Annotated in this window: 10 protein-coding genes and 1 pseudogene; 2 read left to right on the top strand and 9 right to left on the bottom strand. The window is 71.3% G+C overall.

Features of this window, described 5'->3' with window-relative positions; translation table 11 throughout:
• Positions 1 to 45: 45 nt before the first annotated feature.
• The 6 genes from FB563_RS09625 to FB563_RS09650 form a co-directional block, all read right to left on the bottom strand.
• On the bottom strand, positions 46 to 450 hold the full coding sequence (locus FB563_RS09625) for a cytidine deaminase (protein WP_055708503.1): 405 nt from the start codon (positions 448 to 450) through the stop codon (positions 46 to 48).
• Positions 447 to 1733, bottom strand: coding sequence for an ABC transporter permease (locus FB563_RS09630; protein ID WP_055708502.1), 1287 nt, complete (start codon positions 1731 to 1733; stop codon positions 447 to 449). The genes FB563_RS09625 and FB563_RS09630 overlap by 4 nt, the downstream gene beginning before the upstream one ends.
• A complete protein-coding gene (locus tag FB563_RS09635) occupies positions 1733 to 2860 on the bottom strand; it encodes an ABC transporter permease (RefSeq protein WP_055708501.1) in 1128 nt (375 codons plus the stop codon). The genes FB563_RS09630 and FB563_RS09635 overlap by 1 nt, the downstream gene beginning before the upstream one ends.
• Entirely contained in the window at positions 2857 to 4383 is a 1527-nt protein-coding gene (locus FB563_RS09640) for an ABC transporter ATP-binding protein (RefSeq protein ID WP_107100734.1), read from the bottom strand. The genes FB563_RS09635 and FB563_RS09640 overlap by 4 nt, the downstream gene beginning before the upstream one ends.
• A 236-nt stretch (positions 4384 to 4619) precedes the next feature.
• Entirely contained in the window at positions 4620 to 5678 is a 1059-nt protein-coding gene (locus FB563_RS09645) for a BMP family lipoprotein (RefSeq protein ID WP_055708499.1), read from the bottom strand.
• 287 nt (positions 5679 to 5965) lie between these two features.
• Complete coding sequence (locus FB563_RS09650; protein ID WP_199832928.1) at positions 5966 to 7201, bottom strand: amidohydrolase; 1236 nt, start codon at positions 7199 to 7201, stop codon at positions 5966 to 5968.
• A gap of 234 nt (positions 7202 to 7435) precedes the next feature.
• Here FB563_RS09650 and FB563_RS09655 point away from each other — a divergent pair, with 234 nt between their 5' ends.
• Together FB563_RS09655 and FB563_RS09660 are read left to right on the top strand one after the other, a co-directional pair.
• Positions 7436 to 8089 carry a class I SAM-dependent DNA methyltransferase gene (locus tag FB563_RS09655; protein WP_055708498.1) on the top strand — a complete coding sequence of 218 codons (654 nt, stop codon included), beginning with the start codon at positions 7436 to 7438 and terminating at the stop codon, positions 8087 to 8089.
• A gap of 403 nt (positions 8090 to 8492) precedes the next feature.
• Positions 8493 to 9048, top strand: a pseudogene (locus FB563_RS09660) (DUF5701 family protein).
• Positions 9049 to 9069: 21 nt separating this feature from the next.
• On the opposite strand, the gene FB563_RS09665 reads toward FB563_RS09660, so the two are convergent.
• The 3 genes from FB563_RS09665 to FB563_RS09675 all read right to left on the bottom strand — a co-directional run bounded on the left by FB563_RS09665 (position 9070) and on the right by FB563_RS09675 (position 12650).
• Entirely contained in the window at positions 9070 to 10221 is a 1152-nt protein-coding gene (locus FB563_RS09665) for a hypothetical protein (protein WP_055708497.1), read from the bottom strand.
• Between the two features lie 67 nt (positions 10222 to 10288).
• Positions 10289 to 11227: an N-acetylneuraminate synthase family protein gene (locus tag FB563_RS09670; protein ID WP_055708496.1), complete on the bottom strand. Its 939-nt coding sequence runs from the start codon at positions 11225 to 11227 to the stop codon at positions 10289 to 10291.
• A gap of 13 nt (positions 11228 to 11240) precedes the next feature.
• Entirely contained in the window at positions 11241 to 12650 is a 1410-nt protein-coding gene (locus FB563_RS09675; RefSeq protein WP_055708495.1) for an N-acylneuraminate cytidylyltransferase, read from the bottom strand.
• Between the last annotated feature and the right edge of the window lie 22 nt (positions 12651 to 12672).

The following is a 12672-nucleotide window of genomic DNA, read 5'->3' on the forward strand; positions in this document are numbered from 1 at the left end:
AAGTGTGCGGCCCCCCTGCGAGCGGGGCAGGGGGGCCGTACGGCATTACTTGGTGAGATGGTCCGGGCCGAAGGCCTGGGGCAGCATCTCGGACAGCTTCAGGACGCCCGCGGGGGTGTCCAGGAGGAGCTCCGGGCCGCCGAACTCGTACAGCAGCTGGCGGCAGCGGCCGCAGGGGACCAGCAGGCCGCCGGTGCCGTCGACGCAGGTGAAGTGCGTCAGGCGGCCGCCGCCCGTGCGCTGCAGGTCGGAGACCAGGCCGCACTCGGCGCACAGGCCGAGCCCGTAGGAGGCGTTCTCCACGTTGCAGCCGGTGACCGTGCGGCCGTCGTCGACCCGGGCCGCCACGCCGACCGGGAAGCCGGAGTAGGGGGCGTACGCGTGGGTCATCGCCTCCCGCGCCACCTCCCGCAGCGCCTCCCAGTCGAATCCGGCGGCTTCCTGTGTCACTTGCCCTGACCCTTCCGGTAGCGCATGCCGTCCGCCTTCGGCATCCGCAGGCGCTGCGCCGACAGGGACAGCACCAGCAGGGTGACGACGTACGGCGTGGCGCCCACGAAGTCGCTCGGGACCTCGTCGGTGACCAGGTACCACACCAGGACGAGGGCAGCCACGATCAGGCTGATCGCGCCCTGCCACAGCGAGGTGCGGTACAGCTTCCAGCCGGCCAGGGCGACCAGCAGGATGACCAGCAGGAGCAGCAGCGCGTGGACGGTCGGACCGCCGTTGCGCAGCTGGAGGGCGTCGGAGTAGCCGAACAGGCCCGCGCCCATCGCGAGGCCGCCCGGACGCCAGTTGCCGAAGATCATCGCCGCGAGGCCGATGTAGCCGCGGCCGCCGGTCTGGCCCTCGAGGTAGGTGTGCGAGGTGACCAGCGCGAGGAAGGCGCCGCCGAGGCCGGCGAGTCCGCCGGATACGGCCACGGCCGCGTACTTGTACTTGTAGACGTTGACGCCGAGCGACTCGGCGGCGGTCGGGTTCTCGCCGCAGGAGCGCAGCCGCAGGCCGAACGGGGTGCGCCACAGCAGCCACCAGCTGCCGACGAACAGCACCGCGGCCAGGATCGTGATCACGGACAGGTTGGTGATCAGACCGCCGAGGATGCCGGCGAGGTCGGAGATCAGGAACCAGTGGTGGTTCTCCAGGGACTGCAGACCGTCGGAGAGGCCGGGCACGGTGACCTGCGGCAGCGAGTCCACGGGCGGGGACTGCTTGGGGTTGCCGCCCGCGTTCGCCGCCGCGCCGCCCGCGAAGAACAGCTTGGCGAGGTACTGGGTGGCGCCCAGCGCGAGCAGGTTGATCGCGACACCGGAGACGATGTGGTCGACGCCGAAGGTGACGGTGGCGACGGCGTGCAGCAGGCCGCCGAGGACGCCGAAGCCGATGCCGCACAGCAGGCCGAGCCAGGGGCTGGACTGCCAGCCGACCCAGCCGGCGCCGAAGGTGCCGAGGATCATCATGCCTTCGAGGCCGATGTTGACCACACCGGACCGCTCGGACCACAGACCGGCGAGGCCGGCGAGGCCGATCGGCACGGCGAGCCCGAGCGCGGCACTGACCTGGCCCGCGGAGTCGAGCTGCTGCGAGCCGGTGATCATGCGGACCGCGGCCAGGAGCACCAGCGCACCCGCGACGAGCAGGAGGATCTGGCCGAAGGAGCGGCCCGAGCGCTGCGGCGCGCCCGCCGCCTTGGGCGCCGCGGGCGGCGGCGTGTCGGTCATCGTGGCAGTCATCACGCCACCTCCTGCTTCTTCGTCGGAGCGGCGGCCTGCGCGGCGAGTTCGGCGCCGACCTTCTGCTGCTGGCGCTTGAGGCCGTAGCGGCGCACGACCTCGTAGGCGATCACGACGCACAGGACGATGACGCCCTGGATGACGCCGAGGATCTCCTTGTCGTAGCCCTGGAACTCCAGGTGGTTGGTGGTGCGCTCCAGGAAGCCCCAGAGCAGGGCGCCGAGCGCGATGCCGATCGGGTGGTTGCGGCCGAGCAGGGCGATGGCGATGCCGGTGAAGCCGATGCCGACCGGGAAGTCGTTGCTGAACGCGTAGGAGTCGTTGAGCAGGGTCGGCATGCCGATCAGACCGGCCACCGCACCCGAGATGATCATGCTGGTGACGATCATCTTCTTCACGGACACACCGCTCGCGGAGGCCGCGCTCTCGGACTGGCCGACGGTGCGCAGGTCGAAGCCGAACCGGGTGCGGCCGAGGACGAACCAGTACGCCACGCCGACGGCCGCGGCGATGAAGATGAAGCCCCACAGCTCACCGGCCGGGCCGGTGTTGATGCTGAAGAAGTAGGAGGACGACGGCAGCGGCTTGGTGGACACGACGGTGCCGCCCTGTTCCAGCTGGGCCAGCTTCCCGGGCTGCAGCAGATAGGCGATGATCGCGGTGGCGATCGAGTTCAGCATGATGGTCGAGATGACCTCGCTGACGCCTCGCGTGACCTTGAGGATGCCCGCGATGGCCGCCCACAGGGCGCCGGTCGCCATGGCGCAGATGAGGATCAGCGGGATGGCGATCCAGCCGGGCACGGTCAGCGCCCCGCCGAGGACGGCGGCGAAGAACGCGGCAAGCCGGTACTGGCCGTCGACACCGATGTTGAACAGGTTCATCCGGAAGCCGATGGCGACCGAGACACCCGCGAGGTAGTACGTCGTCGCCTTGTTCAGGATGTAGACCTGGCTGTCGCTGGCGAAACCGTAGGTCATCATGTCGCTGAACGCGGCGCCGGGGTTCTTGCCGGTCGCGAGGATCACCAGGGCGGTGACGACGACCGCGGCGACGACCGCCAGCACCGGTGCGGCGAGGCCGAGGAGCAGCCGCTCCTTGTCGATCCGTGAGGTCAGCTTGTTCATCGCTCGTCGTCCTCTGTGTGCTCCAGGTGGCCGGTGGCCGCACCCGTCATGGCGGAGCCCAGCTCTTCGGGGGTGATGGTGGCGGGATCGGCGTCGGCGACCAGGCGGCCGCGGTACATCACCCGCAGGGTGTCGGAGAGCCCGATGAGCTCGTCCAGGTCCGCGGAGATCAGCAGGACGGCCAGGCCCTCGCGGCGGGCGTCGCGGATGTAGTCCCAGATCGCGGCCTGCGCGCCGACGTCGACGCCGCGGGTGGGGTGGGCGGCGATGAGCAGCTTGGGGTCGTGGCTCATCTCGCGGCCGACGATCAGCTTCTGCTGGTTGCCGCCGGACAGCGAGGCCGCGGTCACGTCGATGCCGGGGGTGCGGACGTCGTACGCCTGCACGATCCGCTCGGTGTCGGCGCGGGCGGCCTTGATGTCGAGCAGCTGACCGCGCGCGTTGGGCTTCTCGGTGACGTGGCCGAGGATGCGGTTCTCCCACAGCGGGGCTTCCAGCAGCAGGCCGTGGCGGTGGCGGTCCTCGGGGATGTAGCCGATGCCGGCCTCGCGGCGGTCGCGGGTCGGGGTGTGGGAGATGTCGGTGCCGTCGAGGGTGACGACACCGGCGTCCGGGTGGCGCATGCCCATGATCGCTTCGACCAGCTCGGACTGGCCGTTGCCCTCCACACCGGCGATGCCGAGGACCTCGCCCTTGTGGATGGTGAAGGAGATCTGGTCCAGGATGATCCGCTCGATGCCCTCGAGGTCGGTCTGCGCGAGGTGCAGCCCCTCCACCTTCAGCATCGGGACGTCCGTGACGGTGGACTCCTCGGTCTCCGGGGTGGGCAGCTCGCTGCCGACCATCAGCTCGGCGAGCTGCTTGGGGGTGGTGCCCTCGGGAGAGACCGTGCCCACCGTCGTGCCCCGCCGGATGACGGTGATCTCGTCGGCGACCGACAGCACCTCGCCCAGCTTGTGGGAGATGAAGATGACGGTGAGGCCCTCGGACTTCAGCTCGCGCAGGTTGTCGAAGAGCGCGTCGACCTCCTGCGGCACGAGCACGGCCGTCGGCTCGTCGAGGATCAGGGTCCTGGCGCCGCGGTAGAGGACCTTGAGGATCTCCACGCGCTGGCGGTCGGCGACGCCCAGCTCCTCCACCAGCACGTCCGGGCGGACGTTCAGGCCGTACGCGTCCGAGATCTCCTTGATCCTGGTGCGGGCCTTGTTCCCGATGCCGTACAGCTTCTCCGCGCCGAGGACGACGTTCTCCAGCACGGTGAGGTTGTCGGCGAGCATGAAGTGCTGGTGCACCATGCCGATGCCGCGGGCGATGGCGTCGCCGGGGTTGTGGAAGGTGACCTGTTCGCCATTGACCGTGATGGTGCCCTCGTCCGGCTGCTGCATGCCGTAGAGGATCTTCATCAGGGTGGACTTGCCGGCGCCGTTCTCACCGCACAGGGCATGGACGGTGCCCGTGCGGACCGTGATGTCGATGTCGCGGTTGGCGACGACGCCGGGGAAGCGCTTGGTGATGCCGCGCAGTTCGACGGCAGCGGGAGGGCTGGACGCGTTGATGGCGCACTCTCCTCGGGGAAAGGGGCTGCGTAGGGGAGGGCTTGGGCGTCGGCGACGCTAGCGCGGCAACTCCATGCTACACGCGTAGAGTTGACACATTGTTATGGCTCGGCGGGGGGCTCCGGTGGGCGCCCCCGCGCCGAGCCTTGAGTCCCACGGTACGGCCGGACCGCCGGGTCGGCGGACCGGCCGTACCGCTCGGGTCACGGGGTCGTCTTGACCTTGATCTTGCCGTCGACGATGTCCTTCTTCGCGGCGTCCAGCTTGGGCTGGATGTCGGCGATGAAGCCGCCGCTGGTGGCCAGCGAGACGCCGTTCTTGGCGAGGGAGTAGGCGTTGAGGCCGGTCAGCGGCTTGCCGTCGTGGACGGACTTGATGAAGTCGTACACGCCGACGTCGACGTTCTTGACCATCGAGGTCAGGATCGAGTTCTTGTACTTGGCCAGACCCGGGATGTTGTACTGGTCCGAGTCCACGCCGATGGCCCAGGTGCCCTTCTTGCCGCTGACGGCCTCGATGGCACCGTTGCCGGAGGAGCCGGCCGCCGAGTAGATCACGTCGGCGCCGTTGTCCAGCATGCCCTGCGCGGCCGCCTTGCCCTTGTCGGGGCTGGCGAAGCCGGAGAAGTCCGAGCCGTGGCTCAGGTACTGGGTGTCGACCTTGATCTTCGGGTCGGTGGCCTTGGCGCCCTGGACGTAACCCGCCTCGAACTTCTTGATCAGCGGGACGTCGACGCCGCCGATGAAGCCGATGTGGTGCGCCTTGCTCTTCAGTGCCGCGGCGACACCGGCGAGGTAGGAGCCCTGCTCCTCGGTGAAGGTGATGCTGTCGGCGTTCGGCGCGTTCACGACCGAGTCGACGATGCCGAAGCTGGTCTTCGGGTACTGCTTGGAGATCGTCTCCACGGCCTTGGCGTAGGAGAAGCCGACCGCCACGACCGGGTTGTAGCCGGCCTGGGCCAGGTCCGACAGCCGCTGCTCGCGGTCGGCCTCGGTGTCGGAGGTCTTGGCGGTCAGCTCCTTGATGGAACCGCCGAACTCCTTCTCGGCCTTGTCGGCACCGCGCGCGGCGGAGTCGTTGAAGGAACGGTCACCACGGCCGCCGACGTCGTAGGCGAGGCCGATCTTGATGCCCTTGCCGCCGCCCGAGGAAGCGGAGGACGAGGCGTTGTTGTCGGAGGACGTGCTGCCACACGCGGTGGCAGTCAGTGCGAGGGCTGCGGTGGCGGCACACGCAGCGGAAAGCTTGGCTACCCGGCGCACGGGAGGCTCCTTCACCTGACCTGAGCGCCGTGTCGGCGCTTGATGTGAGCACCATGCCAGTGCTCGAGCCGAAACGCCCCGGCGGCGTCGGCTTCGCGGCATCGTAACGCGCGTAGATGTCGCAAAACACCCCCTCTCGAAGCCGTTATCGATTCGAGGCAAACAGCGTCTGAACACGTGGTCTCCACCTCTCGCACGGCGCTGTTGCGCTGCGTGTACGAATGGCTTACGACCGTGTTGCGCCGGCCAGGGGAAAGACCCCGCGGCACCGCCGCGGGGCCGCCGGCTCAGCCCTGTACGCCGTTCGGCTCCAGGAAGGCCGCCGCCGTGAACATCTCCACGCCGACCGTGATCGCGTGCTCGTCGGCGTCGAAGTCGCCCTGGTGAAGATCGCGCACGGTGCGCTCACCGGGCCGCCGGACCCCGAGCCGGGCCATGGCACCCGGGACGTGCTCCTGGTACCAGGAGAAGTCCTCGCCGCCGAGGCTCTGCTCGGTGCTCTCGACGGAGTCCCGGCCCCGGCGCGCGGCCATGGCCCGGCGCAGCAGCTCGGTGGACTCGCGGTCGTTGACGACGGGCGGGACCCCGCGCACGTAGGTGATCTCGGACTTGGCGCGGTGCATGGTGGCGACCTCGTCGATGGCCGCGTGCACGATGTCCGGGGCCTGCCGCCAGGCCTCCAGGTCCAGGCAGCGCACGGTCCCGGACAGCTCGGCGTGCTGCGGGATCACGTTCGGCGCGTGCCCCGACTCGATCCGCCCCCAGGTCAGGGCCAGCCCGGCCCGGGTGTCGACACGGCGGGCGATCAGCGCGGGCACGTCGGTGGCGACGCGGGCTGCGGCGGTGACCAGGTCGGTGGTCAGGTGCGGTCGGGCGGTGTGCCCGCCGGGCCCGTCGAGCGCGATCTCCAGCCGGTCGCACGCACTGGTGATGGCGCCGTGCCGCAGCCCGATCTTCCCGGCGTCGACGCGGGGGTCGCAGTGCACGGCGAGAATCCGCTCGACCCCCTTGAGCACCCCGTCCTCGATGGCGTCCAGCGCGCCGCCGGGCAGCACCTCCTCGGCGGGCTGGAAGATCAGCCGCACCGGCCGGGGCAGCAGGCCCTTGGCGCTCAGATCGGCCAGCACGAGCCCGGTCCCGAGCACGACGGTCGTGTGCACATCATGCCCGCACGCATGCGCCCGATCGGGCACGGTCGACCGGTACGGGCAGTCGCTCTTCGTGTCCGGGATGGGCAGGGCGTCGATGTCCGCGCGCAGGGCCAGCAGCGGTAGGGCCGGCCGCTCACCCTCCGCCACACCGATGTCACACACGAGTCCGGTTCCCTTGGCGAGCACCCGGGGCCGAAGCCCGGCCAGCTCCAGCCGCTCCTTGATCGCGGCGGTCGTACGGAACTCCTGATTGCCCAGCTCAGGGTGCATGTGCAAGTCGCGACGGAAGGCGACGAGTTCGGCGTGCAGGGCTTCGCTCAGCACGCCGGGGAGCACATCCCCCGCGAGGCCGGCCTCGGACTCTAGGGACATCAATTGCTTCACCCTCTGAAGGGTAGGACGCCCGGCTGGTCAACTACCCCTCGATCAACAAAAGTTCAGCCCGTTAGGGGAAGAAAATCTGACCGGCGGACGCATGGCGGCGGACTCTGATGGGTAAAACCCTTCTTTCCTTCTTCCACGGATACCACGCCTCGGTACAGTCACGCTCGCCATGTCCACGAACCGGACCACAGCGCGCGTCGCATCCGGCTAGGGTGCGCACCCGTGACGGACGCGACCGAGACCTTCCTGCAGACGACCCGCACCTCCTACGACGCGATCGCCAAGGACTACGCCGCCCAGTTCCCGGCCGGTGGCCGGCACCCGCTCGACCGCGCCCTGATCACGGCCTTCGCCGAGCTGGTCACCGAGCACGGCACGGCCCCCGTGGCCGACCTGGGCAGCGGCCCCGGCCACGTCACCGCGCTCCTCGACGAGCTGGGCGTCCCGGCCTTCGGCGTCGATCTCTCCCCCGCCATGGTGACGCTGGCCCGCGACACCTACCCCCAACTGCGCTTCCACATCGGCTCGATGACGTCCCTGGACCTGCCGGACGCCACCCTGGGCGGCATCCTCGCCCTGTACTCGACGATCCACGTCCCCGACGCCCACCTGCCGACGGCCTTCGCCGAGTTCCACCGCACCCTCCAGCCCGGCGGCCACGCCCTCCTCGCCTTCCAGACCACCGAGGAGCCCGGCCACATGCACCTGCCGGAACGCTTCGGCCACGAGATCGACCTCGACTACTACTGGCGCACCCCTGACCAGATCACTGCGCTGCTGGCGGAGGCCGGCCTGGACCTGGTGGCGACGGTCCGCCGGGAGCCGGCCGGCGAGGAGAAATGGGCACGGGCGTTCGTACTGGTCCGCAAGCCGTAACCCCACGCCGCGCCCGGAGACCCGCAGGCGCGGAGACCCGGAGGCACGAGCCGCAAGAGCCCGGAGGCGCGCAGGCCCGGAGGGCTGGCGTGCGGAGGGCCGGAGGCGCGGAGGGCCGGAGGCGCGGAGGGCCGGAGGCGCGGAGGGCCGGAGGCGCGGAGGGCCGGAGGCGCGCAGGCGCGGAGGGCCGGAGGCGCGGAGGGCCGGAGGCGCGCAGGCGCGGAGGGCCGGAGGCGCGGAGGGCCGGAGGCGCGCAGGCGCGGAGGGCCGTAGCGGGAACCTTCCGGCGGGCCGCCTCGTTGGTTCCGAGCCTGCCTCTGGGGCACCTCTGGGCCACTGGACCACCTCTGGGCCCTCCGCCAGGCCTGCCCCTGGCCCGTCCACAATCGCCGTACCCGGGAGGATGGCGTCCGCGACCACGCCTGCCGCCTCCGGCGTTCTTCCCTCGCTCCCGGCCCCGAGCGCACAGGCCGAGCGGCTGATCGAGCCGGGGGTGCACGAGAGCACCGGGGTGTCCGCCGAAGGGCTCCGTGGCTTCGCCGCTGCCGCCGGGGGCTCCGCGGCCCGCGACGGCGCCCCGCTCGCCGTGCACCCGGACCGGGCCCCGGCCTCCGCGCTCGCCCCGCTGCTCCGCCGCGAGGGCAAGCCGGGTTTCGTCGTCACCGGCATGGCCGATGTCGACCGGTTCGCCCCGCTCGACAGGGTCGCGCTGCCCGACGCCCCGCTCTGCCTCCTCACCGGCCTCGACCGAGGCGACAAGAGGGCAGGCGGCTGCTGAGCCGGGCTCACCGGGCGGCGCCCTGGACGCCCGTTCCCCGGCGATCCGGATCAGCAACGGCACCGGGCGCGACGGCCGCGAGCGCCGCGACGCCCCCGAGGTCGGCTGGTGCTGGGCGGGCAACCGGCACACCTGGCTGGGCTTCGCGTCCGCGGCGGGCCGGCGCGGCGAGGACCTGTGAGAGGCGCGCGGAAGACGGCGGCTAAGCCGGGCTGACCGCCGCCAGCCGGTGTACGTCCCGTGCCGTGCCCGTCACCCCCGACAGGAAACCCTGGGCCCGGGGGGACGCGGTCTCGGTCAGCCAGGTCGGGTCGATGTCGCACACCGCGACCCTCACCCCCGTGCCCACCAGCGCCAGCGGCAGGGTGTGGACGACCGTCGACGGGAAGCTGAGGATCGTACGGCCGATGGGGCCCCGGCGGGCGATCACCTCCAGCGGGAGGTCCGGGCGGACTATCTCCAGGCCGGTCTCGGCGGCCAGGCGGTGGAGTTTGTCCGCGCTCTCCCTGCGGTGCGCGAAGTAGCGGGTCGCGCCGTGGGCCTCGGCCAGCCGCCGGACCGCCTCCAGGTAGGCCACCGGGTCCACGACTCCCGTTTCCACCAGGGAGGTTCCGACCATGTCCGAGCCCTTGGTGATGCGCGGCGGACCGAAGCGGGCCCGGGTCCAGGAGAAGTCGTTCGCGGTGACCGTGACGCCGTCCGGGGTCTCGGTGACCGGCATCGAGGAGAAGACCTCCACCCTGCGGCGGGCGCTCGGAGTCAGGCGGCGGCGAGCCGAGGACGACACCGGGGCGAACAGCAGGTCGCGGGCACCCGGGCGGCCGCCCTTGCGGTGCCAGCGGACCAGCCGCTCGCCCCGGGCCAGCTGGGCGACGAACTCCATCGTCGCCGTGCCGTCGTCGACCACGACCAGGTCCTTCGCCCGGGTGATCGTCAACAGCAACTGCACATACCGGGAGAACGGGTCTCCCATGACGATCCGCTCCGCCCTTCTCAAGGGGCCCGCCAGGCCGCCGATCGTCGAGAAGGGCGCGGTCGGGCCGCCCCGCGCCTCCTCCCAGCGCACCCGGTACCCCTCGTCCCGGGCCAGGTCCGCCATGCGGCGCAGCTGGCCCCGGGTCATGGGGTCGGTCGGGGACAGGACGACGACCGTGAGGTCCGCGCCGGTCCGTGCCGGGCCGCCGGCCACGGTCCGCCGCACCTGCGCGGGCACGGACGGCAGGGGATCCGGCTGCTCCGGGCCGCTCAGTCCGTGCAGATGCGCCCACTCCAGCACGTTCAGCAGCTGGACGGGGCTCTCCACGAAGGCGAGCGTGCGGGGAAGGTGGCCGGCGTGACCGGCGCGGGGGCTCATCGGCGTACGACCGTCCCGTCGTGAAGGAATCCGAAGGGAATCCGCAAGGGGCTCAAGCGGCCGGTGCTCAGACCGAGACCGGCTCGCCCGCCGCCGCCGCGATCTCCGCCTCGGCGACGACACCGGCGACGCGGCGCAGCTTCTTCATCGGGCCGAGCTCGGAGTCGTAGACCTTCTTGACGCCGTCACCCAGGGACGCCTCGATCACGCGGATGTCGCGGACCAGGCGCTCCAGGCCCTGCGGCTCCACGGACGCGGCCTGGTCGGAGCCCCACATGGCGCGGTCGAGGGTGATGTGACGCTCGACGAAGACCGCGCCCAGCGCGACCGCCGCCAGCGTCGTCTGCAGGCCGGTCTCGTGGCCGGAGTAGCCGATCGGGACGTTCGGGTACTCCTTCTCCAGCGTGTTGATCACGCGGAGGTTCAGCTCGTCGGCCTTCGCGGGGTAGGTCGACGTGGCGTGGCACATCAGGATGTTTTCGCTGCCGAGGACCTCGACCGCGTGGCGGATCTGCTTCGGCGTCGACATGCCGGTGGAGAGGATGACCGAACGGCCCGTGGAGCGGAGCGCGCGCAGCAGCTCGTCGTCCGTCAGGGACGCGCTCGCCACCTTGTGGGCGGGGACGTCGAACTTCTCCAGGAAGGCGACGGCCTCGGTGTCCCACGGGGAGGCGAACCAGTCGATCCCCTTCTCCTTGCAGTACTCGTCGATCTGGCGGTACTCGTCCTCGCCGAACTCCACGCGGTGGCGGTAGTCGATGTAGGTCATCCGGCCCCAGGGGGTGTCGCGCTCGATGTCCCACTGGTCGCGCGGGGTGCAGATCTCCGGGGTGCGCTTCTGGAACTTGACCGCGTCGCAGCCGGCCGCGGCGGCCACGTCGATCAGCTTGAAGGCGTTCTCCAGCTCACCGTTGTGGTTGATGCCGATCTCGCCGCAGATGTAGACGGGCTTGCCGGGGCCGACCTCGCGGGAACCGAACGTACGCAGACGGGAGTTGGTGCTCATCAGGGGGATGTCCTTACTTGGGGAGGGAATCGAGAGAGGGGCCGAGGATCCAGCTGGCGATCTCTCGGATCGCGCCGTCACCGCCGGGGACGGTGGTGACCGCGCGTGCGGCGCCGCGTACGACGTCGTGGGCGCTCGCGACCGCCACGGGCCAGCCGACGAGGGCGAAGCACGGCAGGTCGTTGACGTCGTTGCCGACGTAGAGCACGCGCTCCGGCGCGATGCCCTGCTCCTCGCACCACTGCTTCAGCGCGAGGTCCTTGCGGTCGATGCCGTGCAGCACGGGAAGCTTGAGCTTCCGGGCGCGGGCGGCGACCACAGGGTTCTGTTCCGTGGACAGGATCAGCATCTTCAGGCCGCTCCTGCGGAGGGCCGCGATGCCGAGTCCGTCGCCGCGGTGCACGGAGACGAACTCCCGTCCCTCGGAGTCGATCAGCACCCGGTCGTCGGTCTGGGTGCCGTCGAAGTCGAGGACGACGGCGTCGATGTCGTCGTGGGTGGGGAGGGCGCCCGGGCGGTCCGCGTCGAAGAGGGGGGCCAGGGCCCGGGCGCGGGCGAGGTCGTGCGGGTCGTCGATCTCCAGGACCCGGGCGGGGTCGGTGCGGACGAGTTCCGTACGGCCGAAGAAGCGGTGCTGGTGCTTGCGGAAGCCGGCCGCGTCCATCGCGTAGGCGGCGCCGGTCTCCAGGAAGTCCTGCGGGCGGTCCTGGCGGCGCGGACGGTAGGACTTGTCGTGGTTGACGCCGTGGCCTCCGCCGGCCGGCGCGGGCACGGCGGGGCCGCCGCCCGGCGCCGCGGCCACCGGGACCGTGCCCGTCGCTGCCGCCGCCGAGGCCCTGCCGGGTCCGGCTGCCGGGCGCGGCACGCGCGTCGTCACCTCAGCTGCCGCCCGGCCTTCCGTCACCGTGACACCGGCCGCCGGCTCGCCGTGCGCGGTGAGTTGGTCGGCCGACTCCCGCCAGACGAAGCCGTGGAACGGCGCGACCGTCAGGGCGGTGTCGGCGCCGTCCTCGATCACCGCCGAGGCGACACCGTCGATGTCCTCACGGACGATGAACGGGCTGGTGCACTGCACGAGCAGGACCGCGTCGACCGCCGCGCCGTGCAGCGCCTCGTGGGCGTCCATGGCGTGCAGGACCGCGGCCTCGGAGGTCGCCGTGTCCCCGGCGATGGCGGCCGGCCGCAGCACGACCTCGGCGCCCGCCTCCCGGGCGGCGGCGGCGATGGCCTGGTCGTCGGTGGAGACGACGACGTCGGTGACCAGCCGGGCGGCCCGGCACTCGCGCACCGCGCGCGCGACCAGCGGGATGCCGCCGACGGGCGCGAGGTTCTTCGCGGGCACACCCTTGGAGCCGCCGCGGGCGGGGATCACCGCGAGCACCCGGCGCACCGTCGCGCCTTGGCCCGCTTCCGGGTTGGACATGGGATCTACTCCTTGCGGTGAG

This window comes from Streptomyces puniciscabiei (assembly GCF_006715785.1).
GTDB classification, from domain to species: Bacteria; Actinomycetota; Actinomycetes; order Streptomycetales; family Streptomycetaceae; genus Streptomyces; species Streptomyces puniciscabiei.

What these genes read in the sequence shown, in the direction of transcription:
- FB563_RS09630 (WP_055708502.1), bottom strand. Translation starts at nt 1,733, where the DNA reads ATGACTGCCACGATGACCGACACGCCGCCGCCCGCGGCGCCCAAGGCG.
- FB563_RS09635 (WP_055708501.1), bottom strand. Translation starts at nt 2,860, where the DNA reads ATGAACAAGCTGACCTCACGGATCGACAAGGAGCGGCTGCTCCTCGGC.
- FB563_RS09650 (WP_199832928.1), bottom strand. Translation starts at nt 7,201, where the DNA reads ATGTCCCTAGAGTCCGAGGCCGGCCTCGCGGGGGATGTGCTCCCCGGC.
- FB563_RS09665 (WP_055708497.1), bottom strand. Translation starts at nt 10,221, where the DNA reads ATGAGCCCCCGCGCCGGTCACGCCGGCCACCTTCCCCGCACGCTCGCC.
- FB563_RS09670 (WP_055708496.1), bottom strand. Translation starts at nt 11,227, where the DNA reads ATGAGCACCAACTCCCGTCTGCGTACGTTCGGTTCCCGCGAGGTCGGC.
- FB563_RS09675 (WP_055708495.1), bottom strand. Translation starts at nt 12,650, where the DNA reads ATGTCCAACCCGGAAGCGGGCCAAGGCGCGACGGTGCGCCGGGTGCTC.